This window comes from Saccharibacillus sp. JS10, assembly GCF_024436065.1.
Classification (GTDB): Bacteria; Bacillota; Bacilli; order Paenibacillales; family Paenibacillaceae; genus Saccharibacillus.
In genome coordinates this window covers 74,977-90,415 of sequence record NZ_JANFNS010000005.1, presented here as the reverse complement: position 1 = coordinate 90,415, position 15,439 = coordinate 74,977, and the positions used below count along the sequence as shown (strand labels likewise).

Annotated in this window: 17 protein-coding genes; 10 read left to right on the top strand and 7 right to left on the bottom strand. The window is 47.2% G+C overall.

Features of this window, described 5'->3' with window-relative positions:
* Positions 1 to 17 precede the first annotated feature (17 nt).
* A complete protein-coding gene (locus NOM90_RS15370; protein WP_255943196.1) occupies positions 18 to 743 on the top strand; it encodes an ABC transporter ATP-binding protein in 726 nt (241 codons plus the stop codon).
* Positions 740 to 1,501, top strand: a complete 762-nt coding sequence (locus NOM90_RS15365; protein ID WP_255943195.1) for an ABC transporter permease — start codon at positions 740 to 742, stop codon at positions 1,499 to 1,501. Before NOM90_RS15370 ends, NOM90_RS15365 begins: the two co-directional genes overlap by 4 nt.
* Before the next feature lie 59 nt (positions 1,502 to 1,560).
* Here the strand turns inward: NOM90_RS15365 and NOM90_RS15360 are convergent, their stop codons facing one another.
* The 3 genes from NOM90_RS15360 to NOM90_RS15350 all read right to left on the bottom strand — a co-directional run bounded on the left by NOM90_RS15360 (position 1,561) and on the right by NOM90_RS15350 (position 4,328).
* Positions 1,561 to 2,868 carry an MFS transporter gene (locus NOM90_RS15360; RefSeq protein WP_255943193.1) on the bottom strand — a complete coding sequence of 436 codons (1,308 nt, stop codon included), beginning with the start codon at positions 2,866 to 2,868 and terminating at the stop codon, positions 1,561 to 1,563.
* 2 nt (positions 2,869 to 2,870) lie between these two features.
* Entirely contained in the window at positions 2,871 to 3,377 is a 507-nt protein-coding gene (locus NOM90_RS15355; RefSeq protein ID WP_255943192.1) for a winged helix-turn-helix domain-containing protein, read from the bottom strand.
* 198 nt (positions 3,378 to 3,575) lie between these two features.
* Complete coding sequence (locus NOM90_RS15350; RefSeq protein ID WP_255943190.1) at positions 3,576 to 4,328, bottom strand: ZIP family metal transporter; 753 nt, start codon at positions 4,326 to 4,328, stop codon at positions 3,576 to 3,578.
* 181 nt (positions 4,329 to 4,509) lie between these two features.
* Here NOM90_RS15350 and NOM90_RS15345 point away from each other — a divergent pair, with 181 nt between their 5' ends.
* From NOM90_RS15345 to NOM90_RS15335, 3 genes are all read left to right on the top strand, one after another.
* On the top strand, positions 4,510 to 5,835 hold the full coding sequence (locus NOM90_RS15345; protein WP_255943188.1) for a VWA domain-containing protein: 1,326 nt from the start codon (positions 4,510 to 4,512) through the stop codon (positions 5,833 to 5,835).
* A gap of 26 nt (positions 5,836 to 5,861) precedes the next feature.
* On the top strand, positions 5,862 to 6,128 hold the full coding sequence (locus tag NOM90_RS15340) for a hypothetical protein (RefSeq protein WP_255943186.1): 267 nt from the start codon (positions 5,862 to 5,864) through the stop codon (positions 6,126 to 6,128).
* Between the two features lie 113 nt (positions 6,129 to 6,241).
* Complete coding sequence (locus NOM90_RS15335) at positions 6,242 to 6,625, top strand: hypothetical protein (protein ID WP_255943177.1); 384 nt, start codon at positions 6,242 to 6,244, stop codon at positions 6,623 to 6,625.
* Between the two features lie 76 nt (positions 6,626 to 6,701).
* On the opposite strand, the gene NOM90_RS15330 is transcribed toward NOM90_RS15335, so the two are convergent.
* From NOM90_RS15330 to NOM90_RS15320, 3 genes are all read right to left on the bottom strand, one after another.
* The gene (locus NOM90_RS15330; protein ID WP_255943176.1) at positions 6,702 to 7,433 is read right to left on the bottom strand and encodes a metallophosphoesterase family protein; all 732 of its coding nucleotides are present in this window, start codon (positions 7,431 to 7,433) and stop codon (positions 6,702 to 6,704) included.
* Positions 7,434 to 7,451: 18 nt separating this feature from the next.
* Complete coding sequence (locus NOM90_RS15325; RefSeq protein ID WP_255943175.1) at positions 7,452 to 8,171, bottom strand: DUF554 domain-containing protein; 720 nt, start codon at positions 8,169 to 8,171, stop codon at positions 7,452 to 7,454.
* A gap of 180 nt (positions 8,172 to 8,351) precedes the next feature.
* Positions 8,352 to 9,353, bottom strand: a complete 1,002-nt coding sequence (locus tag NOM90_RS15320) for an ABC transporter substrate-binding protein (RefSeq protein ID WP_255943174.1) — start codon at positions 9,351 to 9,353, stop codon at positions 8,352 to 8,354.
* A gap of 169 nt (positions 9,354 to 9,522) precedes the next feature.
* Between NOM90_RS15320 and NOM90_RS15315 the strand changes: the two genes are divergently transcribed.
* From NOM90_RS15315 to NOM90_RS15295, 5 genes are all read left to right on the top strand, one after another.
* Positions 9,523 to 9,954, top strand: coding sequence for a DUF6526 family protein (locus NOM90_RS15315; protein ID WP_255943173.1), 432 nt, complete (start codon positions 9,523 to 9,525; stop codon positions 9,952 to 9,954).
* 184 nt (positions 9,955 to 10,138) lie between these two features.
* Positions 10,139 to 10,849 carry a response regulator transcription factor gene (locus NOM90_RS15310; protein ID WP_255943172.1) on the top strand — a complete coding sequence of 237 codons (711 nt, stop codon included), beginning with the start codon at positions 10,139 to 10,141 and terminating at the stop codon, positions 10,847 to 10,849.
* 1 nt (position 10,850) lies between these two features.
* On the top strand, positions 10,851 to 12,221 hold the full coding sequence (locus tag NOM90_RS15305) for a sensor histidine kinase (RefSeq protein ID WP_255943171.1): 1,371 nt from the start codon (positions 10,851 to 10,853) through the stop codon (positions 12,219 to 12,221).
* Positions 12,218 to 13,030, top strand: a complete 813-nt coding sequence (locus NOM90_RS15300) for a PepSY domain-containing protein (protein ID WP_255943170.1) — start codon at positions 12,218 to 12,220, stop codon at positions 13,028 to 13,030. The genes NOM90_RS15305 and NOM90_RS15300 overlap by 4 nt, the downstream gene beginning before the upstream one ends.
* A 119-nt stretch (positions 13,031 to 13,149) precedes the next feature.
* Complete coding sequence (locus NOM90_RS15295) at positions 13,150 to 13,758, top strand: PepSY domain-containing protein (RefSeq protein WP_255943169.1); 609 nt, start codon at positions 13,150 to 13,152, stop codon at positions 13,756 to 13,758.
* A 295-nt stretch (positions 13,759 to 14,053) separates the two neighbouring features.
* Here NOM90_RS15295 and NOM90_RS15290 read toward each other — a convergent pair whose 3' ends face one another.
* The gene (locus NOM90_RS15290; RefSeq protein WP_255943168.1) at positions 14,054 to 14,719 is read right to left on the bottom strand and encodes an S-layer homology domain-containing protein; all 666 of its coding nucleotides are present in this window, start codon (positions 14,717 to 14,719) and stop codon (positions 14,054 to 14,056) included.
* Between the last annotated feature and the right edge of the window lie 720 nt (positions 14,720 to 15,439).

The window sequence follows — 15,439 nt, the reverse complement described above, 5'->3', positions numbered from 1 at the left end:
AAGAGAGGAGGATAACAATGACGATTGTCGAGATTGAAAATTTGACGAAGAAGTATGCCAATCGGCGGGGCATCGAACAATTATCGGTTGAAGTGGAAGCCGGGCAAGTCTTGGGGCTGCTTGGTCCCAACGGGAGCGGCAAAACAACGGCGATGAAAGCGATGACGGGTCTGCTAACGCCGGACGAAGGACAGATTTCATTGTTTGGCATGAATCCCTCTGAAGACCTGCCTGCGATCTTGGAGCAGACAGGCTGCATGATCGAAATGCCGGGTCTATATCCATATCTTACGGCAGAGCAAAATCTACGGCTGACAGGCAGCTTCTATCGTAAGTTTGATCCGGCAATCGTCGATGTGGTCTTGCAGCAAGTCGGGCTTCTTGCGTATCGCAAAGAAAAAGTCCGTAAGTTTTCGGTCGGCATGAAGCAACGTCTTGCACTCGCTATCGCTTTGCTGCCCAAACCGGGCTTGCTGATTTTGGATGAGCCGACGAATGGAATGGATATCGAAGGAACCGCGATGTTCCGCGAATTGTTAATGCAAGAACGGGAGCGCGGGTGCGCGGTCGTCTTATCCAGTCATTTGGCGCATGAGATGGAGCAGCTTTGTACGCATGTAGCGGTACTTCGCGAAGGGATACTGGCAGATACCGCAGCCGTACCTCAAGTGCTGCACCAATACGGCAGTATCGAAAGCTATTATTTGAACGTGACGAAGATGGATCGGAGGGAAGTCATATGAGTCGCCAGGTGCCGCTAAGCGGTATGATCAAGCGAGTGACAGCCGCAGAACTGTACAAAATTTTCGCTCAATTCAAGTACCGCTTGATTCCATTCGGAATGGCTTTGGTTCCGATCATCCTGTTGCTATTGAATCAAAGATCGAATAGCTTGATTCGCTTTTCTCCGGAAAACCTACCGTATACGTTGCTTTCGATTGCGGCGACAATCTTGCTTCCGCTGGTCGCTTGTATGTTAGCCGCGGATCTATTCGCCGGAGAACGCGAACGCGGCGAATTGAAGATTTCGTTGACGCGCCCAGTCAGCCGCACGGCATTAGCGATCGGTAAAATCACAGCGATTCTGACGTACTTAGCCGGGCTGCTTGTCATCTTGATGGTTTTGTCTCTAGTCGTGACTATAGTGTCGGGCGTAGCCATTGGACAGCTAAACGGACTGCATATTGTAGGCGCTTATCTGCTGACCCTGCTTCCTCTTGCAGCAGTTAGCGCAGCCGCGGCTTTGGCTTCGACACTTGCACGCAGCGCAACATCCGGTTTTGTGCTTGGCATTGTGCTGTTGGTCGTACTTAACGGATTGGCGTTGGCTTTTCCTTCGATATCATCGGTCTTTTTCACAGAATATGCGGGATTATACAAAAATATCGTCGGAGCAGAAGTATCTTGGACTCCTCTTTTGATCGGTGTAGGATTGCTGCTTGGCAGTATGACCGTACTCACGACCACTCAGCTTTTAGTATTCGACGCAAAAGAAGTGTAGATCCAAGTACTGTAACAGCAAAAGCCGCAAGCGGAGAACTTCCGACTTGCGGCTTTTATTTAATTAAACTTGCGGATATGCGGGGAGCACAATGCGGTCAGCAAGATCACGATGCCCAGGCTTGCGAAGATCGCAATCGTCGGAATACCGCCGATCGTATCAGCAAGATACCCGACCAACAAATAGCCGACAGGAAGCAAAGCGAACGAACCGAGCAGGTCGAGACTTGCCACGCGACCAAAGCTTTCCGTAGGCACTAACTCTTGCAGACTGATCTCCCAAATAATCATAAACATCATCATCCCGAAGCCTTCCAGCATCATCGCCATCACAAGCCCCGGAACCCAGGTGATGACAGAGAGCAGGAGTAGAGCAACGCCGCCAAGTAGCGCTCCGCCGTAAGCGACCAGCCCTCGGCGTTTCCAATCTTTTTTGGCTCCGAATAAGACGGCGGCGGCAATCGCACCGACCGCTGTTCCCGCCATCGCGATACCGTATACCGACGTATCCAGCCCATGATGGACTTTAAATAACCACGGAACGAGTACGGCAATGATGCCGGTAAAGCAAATATTGAGGAGCGAAAAAGCTACAATCGTAATCCATAACCATGGCAATTTGCTGAGTACACGTACGCCTTCCATAAACTCCGTCCCGAATCCGGATAATACTTTGACTTTGACGTTTTGATCTATAGGAGAAGCAGGAGCAAGCTCGGTTTTTGCTTTTTTTTGCTTCATCAGAACACGACCCAACATCGCAAAGCAAATGAGCGAAATCAGATACGTTAATGAATCCAGGGCAAATCCCGCTCCCGGCGACGCGGCGTTTACCAACATCCCGCCAAGTGCCGGGCCCAGCAGCCGGACGCCTTGAATACTCATTTGACTCAGCGCATTGGCGGCGTTGCGAATATCGGGCGTAAATACTTCGGCGCGTAGTGCCGAATATGCCGGGTTGAATATGCCTTCCATCATGCCGTAGAAAATGAGCCCGATATAGAGTCGTTCTAGCGTGAGCGTTCCGCTAAAAATCGCTACCGCCGCAAGCAGCATAATGAGCAAGCGCGCACTGTTGCTGATCATCACAAGCCGCAACCGGTCGGTCTTATCTACAATCAATCCGGCAAAAGGCAGCGCCAATATATTCGGAAGCATATAACAGGTCATTGCAAGACCGAGCGCAGTCGACGAGTCCGTAAGCGAATAGACGACGATCGGCAAAATAAGTACGGACACCGAACTGCCAAGCATCGCAATCCATTGTCCCAGCCACAGATAAGTAAAAGCTTTCGAACGGCGAATCGGAGAAAGAAACGCCGCCAATCGAGATTCGCTAGACGGGCTTTTATCAACATCAGATAACATCGCTAATCTCCTTCGTTTTCATGAATTTTCCCGAGCCGAACGGTAACGCCGTATTCGTTGCCGCCGTCGGTGTTTTTTTCCCATTTTTCAAAAAGAGCTTTGAGTTCTTCGGAGAATTGAATCGCTTCTTGATCGGACAAATCCAGACGCGTCGCATGGTATTCGGAAAAAGGGCTACCGCCTGTCCACGCATCGTCGTCCGCTTGCCAATCGTCTCCCTCGGCGCGTCCGGGGAAATGAAACTGCGAAGCTTTGGCGGTATAATATTTTTCCACGATTCCGGCGACGCTGCGCGTATCGGTCAATTCAAGCAATCCGCCTTCATACAGCCTTTGAATATGATAATGAACATTGCCGGGTGTTTTGCGAAGACGATCAGCAACTTGCTTAGACGTCATGTCTTCTTGCGATAATATGTGCATAATTTTGATCCGAAGTGCATTTTGCAATAATTTATTTTGTTTCTCGTCGATGATCAAAGGTGACGAACGACGCTGGTCTGGGTTCATAACAATCACTCCGTTTCATAGATTCAAAGATTACGTGCTCGTCAATCTGGAACTTAGACTGATCTGGAAATAGTTCAATCTGGATTCCAGATCATGTACACCACTTTATCACGGACATCAGGCATTGTAAATAAAAAAAGCAACGCAGCACCGTCGATCAATGTGAGCACATTGCGTCGGTGTTTGCGTTGCTTTTTTTTACGAAAAGGTATCTAGCAGTATAGCCGTGAGCAATCCCATAGAAGCGATAAATCCAACCATCGGGCCGCCTTCTTCGAAAGCTTCCGGCATCATCGTAGAGCATAACATCGCGATAATCCCGCCACCTGCAAAAGCACCGATTGCCGCTTTAAATTCCGGTGATAGCTGTTCGAGGAACAAATAACCGCCCATCGAAGCGAGTGCCGATACGACCAACACGGCTGCCCACATCACAAAGATTTTTTGGCGAGAGTAGCCGTTTTTTTGAAGCCCGACTGTACTCGATAGACCTTCCGGGATATTGCTGACAAAAATCGAGACGAGCAATACAATACTGATCCCTTTACCTGCCAACAGGCTTGCGCCAAGCATGATCGATTCGGGAATCGCGTCCATTACGGTTCCCGCGAAAATACCTAGCCCGCTCTGATCCGCTTCGCCGGCTGCTTTGGAACCGGAATCGTCGCTACCCGAACGTTTGCGATTCGATCCGCCGCGCCGCGATACGATCACATCGAACACGGTATACACCAGTGCCCCGGCAGTGAAGCCGATTCCTGTTGCAAGCAGTCCGCCGTCTTCAAGGGCATCGCCGAGCAATTCAAATGCCGCCGCGCCGATCAAAGTCCCGACGCCGAATGCCATAATCCAGCCGATCGTTCGTTTGCCAATACGCAAAAATAAAGCCGCCAATGCGCCTAGCACGACTGCCGAAGCGGAAATTCCGCCCCACATCAAGGCACTCCACATTTTGCTTCCTCCTTCGCTACTGCTTTCATCGTTATTTAACCGCGTAGAGAGGCAAACCAAACGGTTTCAAAAAGGGAATAGACGTTCCTGCATTTTCGCAAAAGATGGATCAAAATGGTATACTAGGCGCGCAAGGTGTTCAGATTCATCCGGCATTCTATCCATTTTGGGAGGAAACCTTATGACGACATCGCAAAACCATTTAACGACAGGCGCTAATGCACCGATTGGACAAACGTCAGAACTTAAAGTGCATGTAGAATGGAGCAGCGCACCGGCAGATTTGGACGTTAGCTGTTTTATGGTCGGCGACAATGGCAAAGTCCCTTCGGACGATTATTTTATTTTTTACAATCAAGACGCAAGCCCGAACGGGCATGTGCGTTATGAACGAATCGACGACCACCATGTCGTGTTTATCATTCAAGTGAACGAGTTAGAATCGTCGCCAATCGCTAAATGCGTATTTTCCGCGACTTTAGACGGAACCGGAACATTTGCCGATGTGACAGGATGCCGAGTGGTAGCGGACAGCGCTTCGGGTCAAATCGTGTATGAAATCACAGAAGCGACGCAGGAGCGTTCGCTTGTTTTTATAGAATTGTATCGTCATACTTCCGGTTGGAAATTACGCGCAGTCGGTAGAGGATTTAACGGAGGTCTTAAGCCGCTCGCCGAAGCGCACGGCGTTGAGATCGAAGACGAAGTCCAAGATTCTCCGCAGTCTTCGGCGCCGATTCAGGCGACTACGCCATCTGTTCCGGCATCTTCACCTTCGCCGACGCCTGAACCTGCTGCAAAAAGCCCGGAACCTTCGGTTCCACTGGGCAAAATCGATCTGCTCAAGCGTCAAGTCGCGATTTCGTTGGAGAAAAAGAAAATTGCCCACGAAAAAGCGCGCGTCGCCGTGGTATTCGATGCTTCGGGTTCAATGAGTCATTTGTATAAAAGAGGAACCGTGCAAAGCGCTTTCGAACGAATCCTTGCGGTATCCGCGCAAATGGACGACGACGGAATTTTGGATGTCTGGTTTTTCGCAACGAAAATGATGCGTGCGCCTAGCGTTAGCGAGCGGGATTACGAAGATTATGTCAAAAAAACGTACAAAGGCCCGAGTATGAAAAGCAAGCTGGGGTTTGGGAACAACGAACCTGTCGTCATGGAAGATATCATCAAAAAATATACGCAAGAAGATCCCGACGATCTCACTCCAACGTATATTGTCTTTTTTAGCGACGGCGGCATTTACGAAAAGAAAAAGATTTCCAAACTGCTGATCAAACACGCGGATAAACCGATCTTTTGGCAGTTCGTCGGATTGGGTAATGCCAATTACGGGGTGCTGGAACAATTAGATGATCTAAAAGGCAGAATCGTCGATAACGCCGACTTTTTCGCTTTGGACGATTTGGATAAAGTCAGCGATGCCGAGTTGTATGACCGATTGCTGAACGAGTTTCCGAGTTGGCTAAAAGAAGTTCGTACACGCGGTATTCTTAAATCTTAAGTTAGAACATTGGAAGGAGTTTCTTCATGAATTTACATCCAGAATCTTTCTCAAGTCTTGCCGATTCTTCAGCAATGACGCTCGGAGAATGCCTGAATTTGCTGCATAAAGACCTTGTGCTCGTCAACATGACGCGTCCGGGTAAACCTACTTTGCCGGTATCGAAGTGGAAAAAAATGCTTCCGCTTGATGCTCCAGGTTACGAATTAAGAACGATGAGCTTCAATAATGGAAAAACGCAAAAAAAGTCGATTGTGCAAGTGGACGGAAATGACGTATGGCACGAATGGTGAAAAAAATCGTAAAAAGCTTCCCGTCTACGCAAAAAGGGTAATACATGTTGTTCCCGTTATTTTGAAGTCGCAGATTTAAGAACGCCATTTCGCTTTAGAGGAGGCGCTTCATCATGAGACAACATCTTGGCGATCAAAACGATTATTATATGATCCGAGTTTCGGATGCTCCAGGATCAGAAACACAACCGGAGCAACCGCCGGAAGTCACGCCTAATACTCCGCCAGATATTCAGCCGGAGCAGCAACCGGAGATTATCCCATCTGATCCACCTGGTGTACAGCCCAAGTCTCCACCGGAGTTCGAACCTGACGATTTGCCGGGCGTACGTCCAAAGTCGCCAGAGATCGAGCCGCAAGAACCTCCGGGCGTAGAACCGGTTCGGCAACCCGAGATTCAGCCGGTCGATCCGCCGGATATCCAGCCTACAAGCCCGCCGGAGATTGAACCTATGAATCCACCGGATGTAGAGCCTACATCTCCGCGTGAATTTTAACCGATGTTAGACCTTTGATTAGTCAACATGCAAAAGCCCGCTATATCGCATAAAGATGCGACGTAGCAGGCTTTTTTTAGTCCAAAATCGATTTCTCGTTTTTCACAGCGAATGTTTCTCCGCTTTCGATAACGAGTGCATTCAGCTGGCCGCCAAATACCGCGCCGCCATCAATGCCGATGATCCTATTGTCGCCATAGTAGAGGTTATCGTTATCTTCATCATTGTGCAGACCCCGCGTTGGCGTATGACCGAAAATGACTTTTTTGCTTCCGTGATACCCACGGTGGAATTCTTCGCGAATCCAGAGCAGCTCAAAAGGATCGGATTGCTCAGGCGTTTTGCCTGGCGGAATCCCGGCATGGACGCAGATAAACTCTTCAGTCTCGTAATAATGACGCAGACTTCGAACGAATTTCAGATGACGGTCCAGCACTTCCGAATCCAGCTTCGGTTGTCGAAAAGCTTCGCCGGTCTCGATCCGAAGTTGCTGCTTTGTAAAGCCGTAACTTTGAAGGGTAGTGTACCCTCCGTTTCGTACGATCCAACGCGTCCAATCTTCTTCGCTACCGCCATCCAGAGCGCGCAGCATCAGATCTTCATGGTTGCCTTTGAGGACGATTGCGCCTTCCGCATGAAGTTTCATGACGTACTCCAGCGTCTGCATCGATTTTGGACCCCGATCAATATAATCGCCAAGTAGCACCAATTGATCGGTAGCCGCATCGTAATGACTTTTCGCAAGTAACTGTTCCAGCAGATCCAATTCACCATGAATATCGCTGATTGCTAGTGTGCGTGTAGGCATACAAATCTCCTTTCGAAGTTAGCCAAGCCATATCGTCCATAGATGGGAGAGCGGCATGACGAATAGTAACGCAGGTAACATATTCGCGACGGGGAAAGCTTTAATCCCGCAAATTCGAAGACCGGTCATCAACATAATAATTCCGCCTACAGCCGAAAAATCGGCAATCATTTCCGGTGTGGTCAGCGGCAAAATCAATCCTGCGCCGAAAAACAAAGACAATAAAATCACAGCTTGCGGCAAAGCAATCGTAGGAACAATATACCCAAGCGAAGTCGCAAAAATCATCGCCGTGCAAAAATCGAGCAAAGACTTCGTTAACAACACGGTCGAATCTCCGGTCATCCCTTCGTTTAATGCGCCGAATATTCCGGTTCCGCTGGCACAAAATAACACGAGGATACCAACAAATTGTTGGATAAACGTATCGGGATCAGGTCCTGTCGATTGGACAGAAAAAAAGCGATCTACAGGGCCACGTACTTTGCTCGCCATCCATTCGATTCCTTTTTCCAGACGGACCAACTCGCCGATTATGCTACCAAGTAGCAGTGCCAACACGACAGGCGGGAACGCATGAACTTTAACGATTAATGCAATGCCCATCCCCATCGAAGCTGCACCGAACGTCATCGGCAGATTGATACGCAGTCGTTCAGGAATTCGGTTCCCGAGCAGAGCGCCTAACACACCGCCAAGCAGAACGGCGAGCGCATTGACCAGAGGACCTATCGGCATATTCAATCTCCACCTTTACATGAAATCAAGATTGCCGAAGCGATCTCATTCTTTTTATTTTAAGCGTGGACGTACCAGTCAGCAAGACGATAAGCCAAATCCGAATCGAAGGGTAAAGCTTTTCATTGAAAAAAGAGCGGACTGGAACTACGCCGCTCTTTAACTGCATTGCTTATCCTTTTATTGTTTTGCAGGCTGTGTTAAAGCTTCTTCGACCAATTGAACCGACTTTTCTTTGATATAAGGAGCTTCGCTAATGATCCATTGCGGCATCTCGTACACATGACCGGCTTTGACTGCTTTTAGGTTTTTCCAGATCGAGGTCTGCTGTACTTGGCTCCGGTTTTTTTCCGCGTCTTGATCGCCATCGATATTTGGAGCACCGACTTCGACGAAAATATAATCGGGATCGTAATCGGGCAACACTTCGAGCGAGATCGGTACGACATCGTCAAGCTGCTTCACGCCTTTAGCCGGAGTCAGACCCAAATCACGGTAAAGCACATCGGATAAGGCTTGGTTAGGTCCGTGTACACGAACTTCTTTAGGCAAAATGCGTAGGTACAAAAACGTCGAACCTTCTGGAATCGAAGCTGCGATTTTGCTTTTCGCCTCGGTTAACTCGGCTTCGTAGTTGCTCAGCCAGTCTTCCGCTTGTTGCTCACGACCGAACATAGTGCCGTAAGAAAGAAGTTCTTTTTTCCAATCTTTCGAAGGCGAATCCGAAATGATTGTCGGTGCAATCGCGGTTAATTGATCATACAGATCAGCATGCGTTTTGCGACCCAAAATGACATCCGGCGAAGCATTCAAGATCGCTTCCAGATTGGCTTCGTCTCCAAGCGGCTGTACGTCTTGTAATTTAGAAGCTTCGATGTAAGGAGGCATCACACCACCCGGATAGGTGCCTGAAGCCGAAGGTTTTAGCCCAAGTGCCAGCAAGAAATCGGTCAGGCGATAATCGAGTGAAGCGATTTTTTGCGGGTCAGCGGGGATTTTGGTTTCTCCTTTTAGATGCTGTACGGTGCGAGTAGTAGCTTCGGTATCCGAAGCAGCGGCAGACGTAGGTTGACTTGCCGAAGAAGCTGTAGTTGCGCTGCCGCAACCTGTTAGTAAAAGTAAAGAGATACATACGCAAACAGAAGCATAAAGATACAGGTTTTTGCGGATATTCGAAGGCATGGACAAGCTCCTTTTTCATTGATAATCATTATCATATAAAAAAGTGCAGCAAGCGTCAAATGGGAAATGGTTGCAAATCAAATCAGCGGTGTAATAGAACATAGTAGTCTGTGATAAATAGCTTACGATCGCCATGTACTGTAGAAGTATGAAGAAAAGAGGAATTATAATGGAACAACCGAAAAAGTTTAGTATTCGCTTCGACTGGCAATATCATTTTCTGGCACTTCCGCTGGCTCTGATTGTATGGATTGCGTCAATCGTACATCTGGTCGGGCAGCTGAGAGCAGGGGAAGCTTCGCTCGTCGATTGGATCTTATTTGGACTACCGTTTGTTTTGCTGCTGGCACTGACACGCATTCGCGTCTATGCAACCAAAACGCAAGATCGAATTGTACGTGTCGAAGAAAATTTCCGATATTATCGGTTGACCGGACGCGAACCGGATCGGCGTCTGCGTGTAGAACAGATCATTGCACTGCGTAACGCTGGAGATACCGAATTTCCGGGACTGTGCGCACGCGCTGCCGAACAAAATTGGGACGTCAAAAAAATTCGCGAAGAAATCAAACATTTTCGTCCAGACACGATGCGAATTTAAGAGTTTTTATACACTTAGAAATCAGATTTAGCAGACAAGTACAGCGCCGGTTTTTGTCGGTTCTGTGCTTTTTTTTGTAGACGAAGCTATCGTAAAGTCTTGTAATTCTGGCTTCCTGCACGGCTTTCGCTTAGAATGTGGGAAGTATCGAAAGAGCTTAGAGTTCGACGAAGGAGGAAAGGCGATGAGCGGAACGATTTTGATTATCGAAGATGAAGAAAAAATCGCCCGGTTGCTAGAAATTGAATTGGGATACGAAGGTTATCAGACAGGTCGAGCCGGTTCCGGCACAGAAGGTCTGGAATTATATCGGGAACAAAAATGGGATCTGATCTTGCTGGATGTCATGCTTCCGGGGCTTAGCGGCATTGAAGTATTGCGCCGTATTCGAGTCAATGATCCGTCAACGCCTGTGATTTTGTTAACAGCAAAAGACTCGGTAGAAGATAAAGTATCGGGACTCGACTTGGGTGCAAGCGACTACGTGACGAAGCCTTTTGAGATCGAAGAATTATTGGCGAGGATTCGTTCGGCATTACGAGTCAGCGCAGCGCGATCCGCCAAACGGGAAGTTCAGCAAGAAGAGCAGCAAGAGTTTCTCGCAATCAGCGATTTACGTCTGAACGAACAGACACGCGAAGTGTACCGGGGAGAACGACGGATCGATCTGACGCCGCGCGAATTCGATCTACTCGTCTTTTTACTCCGTAATCAGCGGCAAGTGTTAAGTCGGGAACAAATGATCCGCGAAGTATGGGGTTACGATTACGCTGGAGATACGAACGTGGTCGATGTCTATATCCGTTACGTACGCAAAAAGATCGACGAAGCCGGTCTGCCTGATCTGATTCATACCGTTCGCGGTGTCGGGTATGTGCTGAAGGAGTCTTCGTAACATGCGGCTCAAAAGCAAGATCTATTCCTATACATCGGTGCTTTTTGCTGTTTTGTTGGCAGTGGTCGGGGTATCGGTCTATCTATTGTTCGAGCGAATGTCGATTCAAGACGAGACGAAGCGGATTCAATCGGAAGCTTTTTTAATTGCGGAACGAGTAGCAGGTTCAGCAGCTCAGATCGCACCAGATGATTTGCTTCGAGCTTACGTTCCGGCAGACGGGATGCTGCGTATTGTGCGTCCGGACGGAAGCAGTTCGTCTGCGGTGACCAATGGCGAAGGAGATGCGTTTATTGCAGATGCGTATGTGTACCATTTTTCCTTAACCAATGAACGACTGCACGTAAAAGACGAAGGGTATATCCGCGTATCTGTGCCTGTTATTTGGTCAGACGGCGAAGTTCGCAGCGTACAGATCAGTCGCAGTATTGCTGATACGGAAGATCGTTTGGCTGTGTTACGAACCGTTTTGGTGCTAGTCTGTTTGTTAGCGTTGCTTCCGGCGATCGTGGCAAGCCGCGTACTTGCCAATCGAATCGTGAAGCCGATCTCCGCGCTTACCGGCACGATGAGCGAGATTCGGCAAAGCGGCAAGTTTCGTCATATCGAAAGCGGGCAAAAGCCGGGCGATGAACTTGCCGAGATGGAGAATACGTTTAACGAAATGATTACGCTTCTCGAAAGCAACTTTGCGCGCCAAGAACGATTTGTATCCGATGCTTCGCATGAACTAAAGACACCGCTGACGATTATCGAGAGTTACGCGAATCTACTGCGGCGCCGAGGCAAAGAACGTCCTGAAGTGTTTGACGAAGCGGTAGACGCCATCTTGTCGGAATCGATTCGTATGCGTGAGCTGACTGAAAATCTACTTCAATCTGCACGCCGCCCCGAAGCAGATAGTCTGGATTTATCCGAAGTGAATCTGACCAAGACGGTGAACGAATCAGTAACGGCGTTCTCTGGTGCTTACGGACGAGAGGTTGACGTTCATGCTCCCGCATCTGTTATTGTCACGACAGACAGTGCTAAAGTCCGTCAAATGCTATTTATCCTACTGGACAATGCACGCAAATACAGCGAAGATCAGATCGAAGTGAAAGTGTTAAGCGGAAATGGGATTCAAGCGATCGTAAAAGTGATTGATTATGGCGTCGGGATTCCAGCAGAAGAATTGCCAAAAGTCTTTGATCGCTTTTACCGCGTCGATTCCTCGCGTACCCGCCAAACGGGCGGTTCCGGGTTAGGTCTATCTCTTGCTCGCGATCTTGCCGAAGTATTGGATGTAGGCATCAAAATGGACAGTACGCTTGGTGAAGGAACAGTCGTAACGTTAACATTCCCGATCGGAAGAAAGGAGAATCGCCTATGAGACGCCTTTCAAGCAAAGTATGGCTATCGACAATTGCCGTTATCGTCGGGATCGTCGCGCTCATCTTATGGAGTCCGTGGAGTTCGGCAGAACCGACATTGAGTTTGGAACAAGCGCAGCAGAAGCTGCTCACCCACTACAGCGGCAAGATTGAGTCAGCAAGTGCCACCGATGATCAGTACGAAATGCGACTACGTACCGATACCGGCTTATACGCAGTAGCGCTGTCGGCGTCAAGCGGAGATGTACAATCGATTCAACGATTAGAAGCTACAGAGCAGACCCGACCGGAAGTGCTTGGACATAAAGAAGTCAAAAAATTAGTCGAACAGCAGACAAACGGCGGGGAATTGAAGCAACTGGAGTTACAAAATGAAGTAGAAGGCAAAACGCCCACTTATGTGGCAGTGTTGACCGATCCGGCAGGACGTACGCTTCAGCTTACGGTGGATGCTTATAGCGGCGATACGTTAGCCGAAACAGAACTTGCTCCGGCTCCGAAGCCAAATAAACCGCCGTCTTCCAATCCTACCGATTCAAAGCCAACTGATGAACCCGATGATCCGAAAGACAATAAACCGGTACGATTGCTGAATGAAAAAGAAGCCGAAGAAGTTGCTAGACGATCGCTTGCCAATGCAGGTTCTCCGATCAAAGACATTGATGCCGATTTTCGCACTGAAGACGATGGGCAAGCGTATTATTTGGTCGAAGTCGAATTAGAAGATGATCGAGAAGCTTCAGTTCAAGTCAATGCGGTCTCGGGAGCGGTTCAATCCACGACATGGGATGGAGACGACGATAGCTGATTTCTCATCAATTTCTAATGAAGCTCTTTTTGCCTTCTCAGACAAGGGGGTTAATCTAATAGTGCAGCAGGGAAGCATACCTTGCATAACTTACACCGAATATGAGGAGGAGATTCAATATGGTAAAACGTAAAGTCATGATCGGAGCGGTTGCAGCAGCGTTGACACTCGGAGGAACGGCAGCACTGGCAAGTGGTACGGGAACCGGAAATGTCGCACCTAGCGCCGTGAAATCATCGAATTCTTCTACAGCATCGATCATTTCCCCGGAGCGTGCGAAAGAAATTGCTCTGAAAGCACAAGCGGGTACGGTAGATGATGTGGATCTCGAAACGAAAAACGGCAAAACATATTATGAAGTCGATATTGATCGTACCAATGGAACCGACGTAGATGTATGGATCGATGCGAATACCGGTTCGGTACTGAAAGTCGTTCAAGACGATGATAAAAAATCTTCAAGCAAGTCCGATAAAAAGAAATCTGCCGCAGCGGCTTCGGTAAAAGTAACATCGGCTCAAGCTGAGGAAATCGCTTTGAAACAAAGCGGTGGCGGTACGGTGACCGATATTGATTTGGAAAAAGAACATGGGCGTTTCATCTATGAAATCGAAGTTCAAACGACTCAAGGCGAAGCCAAGATTGAAATCGATGCGAACACCGGCAAAGTGTTGTCTTACGATGTAGACTTCGATGACGATTATGAAGATGATGGTGACGACGACTGAGTTTAAATAAACTTTTGTTGAAAGAAGATGCCCAAAGGCATCTTCTTTTTTATGTGTGGAGAAAGTTACGTGTGGAGGGGGAAGCCAGGAGACTGCGAGATGAATTTGTTTCGGTCGCTTGTTGAATTCGGGAAAATGGATTGGAATTTTATAAGGAATTTCCCGAGTTCAAAGGCGAACATTTCATTCCTTCACTAAATTCATCTCTCCGTCTCCTCGCTTCTAGGTAGGTTGGGGTTTCTCGACATCATCAAAAAGAAGATGCTGGTTGGCATCTTCTTTTTGATGGATTTCTTTATTTTTGGAGGATATGTCCTTTAAGAGCGATGGTGTAGACCATCTCCGCTGCTTGTGCGCGGGTTAAAGACTCATTGGGGTTAATATTTTGCTTGGCATCGAGTTCCAAAAGATCGAAGGCTAGAGCTTCTTGCATCAGACCGCTTCGTCCATCGGGAATGGAAGATTCGTCTGCGATTTTGACCGGGATCAAACGGAACACCGGCAAATCGCCTTGTTGTTGTCCGGCAAGAATGAGCAAGGACGCAAGCGAAGAACGAGTCGCCGGTGCGTTCGGATCAAGGTCGCGAGGCAAGTTCAAATTGCTGTACGCAGCGATGACCAGTGCATCGGAATACCAAGCGTCGTTAGACGCTTTTGGGAACGAATCGGAAGCTTCCGGCTTTTTGAAAAAGTTCAGATGATCGATATTCAAGCCAAACGTATCAACGGTTAATTGAATCGCTTGTGCATTCGTCAAGATGCTTTGCGGATTGAATTTACCGTCTTTTGCACCTTTTACAATACCTGCTTCTTGAAGCGCGATAATTTGCTGCGCTTGCGGAACTTTTTGCAAATCGCTAAACGAAGAAGCCGCATAAGCCGAACCTCCGGCAAAACTCGAAAGCAAAATCACAGCTGCCGTCGGCAACGTAATCAGACGTTTATTCCACGAATTTCTCATAGTGATCCACACTCCTTTAATGTTCTTAGATACCTCCCAGACGATACCCGTTGTCAAAAGGTTGCGAAAACAAAAAAAGAACGAGGCATATCCAAAATTCTACAGGTGAGAAGACATTAATTTAAAAGCTTTAATTTCTTCATTGAAACATTGTTTTTTAGTATGATCGAGTGTAGTGACAAATGAATACTTTGTAAATGCGTTTATGCTTCTAAGAATAATGAATGAATTGATTAAAGCAGAAGGGTAGCATATTTATTAATTATTATTTTAACAATATAAATAAGAATCAAAAGTGCACACTTTCTATCGTCATAATCATAAAACTTACTTTATAATTAATATTCTTAAATTGAAAAAATTGGTGAAGAGGTATTTTTATTTCGTTATACCTAACATTGCTTCTAGATAAGAGAGTAAGCACACTTAAAGTAATTTTTGAACCATTCTTTTTTTTGATTTTCTAAATTATTTATATTAAAAAAGAGGAAGAATATTAGTTATCAAAGATAAAGCATTTAATGAGAATAAAGTATTCGTTAAATTTAATATTATGTATTTCCCACTACAAAATTCATTAATCAATATTAAAGAGGGGATTATTTTTATATAGATTTATCTTCCAATACATAATGCCTACAAATAGGTAAATAATACTATTTTCACACATTTTTTAGTTAAATATAATTATAAAGATACATATTTTCTTAATTTGGTAGA

Coding starts and splice junctions, on each gene's coding strand:
- NOM90_RS15305 (WP_255943171.1), top strand. CDS start 10,851: ATGCGGCTCAAAAGCAAGATCTATTCCTATACATCGGTGCTTTTTGCT.
- NOM90_RS15290 (WP_255943168.1), bottom strand. CDS start 14,719: ATGAGAAATTCGTGGAATAAACGTCTGATTACGTTGCCGACGGCAGCT.
- NOM90_RS15310 (WP_255943172.1), top strand. CDS start 10,139: ATGAGCGGAACGATTTTGATTATCGAAGATGAAGAAAAAATCGCCCGG.
- NOM90_RS15325 (WP_255943175.1), bottom strand. CDS start 8,171: ATGCCGATAGGTCCTCTGGTCAATGCGCTCGCCGTTCTGCTTGGCGGT.
- NOM90_RS15315 (WP_255943173.1), top strand. CDS start 9,523: ATGGAACAACCGAAAAAGTTTAGTATTCGCTTCGACTGGCAATATCAT.
- NOM90_RS15345 (WP_255943188.1), top strand. CDS start 4,510: ATGACGACATCGCAAAACCATTTAACGACAGGCGCTAATGCACCGATT.
- NOM90_RS15330 (WP_255943176.1), bottom strand. CDS start 7,433: ATGCCTACACGCACACTAGCAATCAGCGATATTCATGGTGAATTGGAT.
- NOM90_RS15355 (WP_255943192.1), bottom strand. CDS start 3,377: ATGAACCCAGACCAGCGTCGTTCGTCACCTTTGATCATCGACGAGAAA.
- NOM90_RS15320 (WP_255943174.1), bottom strand. CDS start 9,353: ATGCCTTCGAATATCCGCAAAAACCTGTATCTTTATGCTTCTGTTTGC.
- NOM90_RS15370 (WP_255943196.1), top strand. CDS start 18: ATGACGATTGTCGAGATTGAAAATTTGACGAAGAAGTATGCCAATCGG.
- NOM90_RS15340 (WP_255943186.1), top strand. CDS start 5,862: ATGAATTTACATCCAGAATCTTTCTCAAGTCTTGCCGATTCTTCAGCA.
- NOM90_RS15350 (WP_255943190.1), bottom strand. CDS start 4,328: ATGTGGAGTGCCTTGATGTGGGGCGGAATTTCCGCTTCGGCAGTCGTG.
- NOM90_RS15360 (WP_255943193.1), bottom strand. CDS start 2,868: ATGTTATCTGATGTTGATAAAAGCCCGTCTAGCGAATCTCGATTGGCG.
- NOM90_RS15295 (WP_255943169.1), top strand. CDS start 13,150: ATGGTAAAACGTAAAGTCATGATCGGAGCGGTTGCAGCAGCGTTGACA.
- NOM90_RS15335 (WP_255943177.1), top strand. CDS start 6,242: ATGAGACAACATCTTGGCGATCAAAACGATTATTATATGATCCGAGTT.
- NOM90_RS15300 (WP_255943170.1), top strand. CDS start 12,218: ATGAGACGCCTTTCAAGCAAAGTATGGCTATCGACAATTGCCGTTATC.
- NOM90_RS15365 (WP_255943195.1), top strand. CDS start 740: ATGAGTCGCCAGGTGCCGCTAAGCGGTATGATCAAGCGAGTGACAGCC.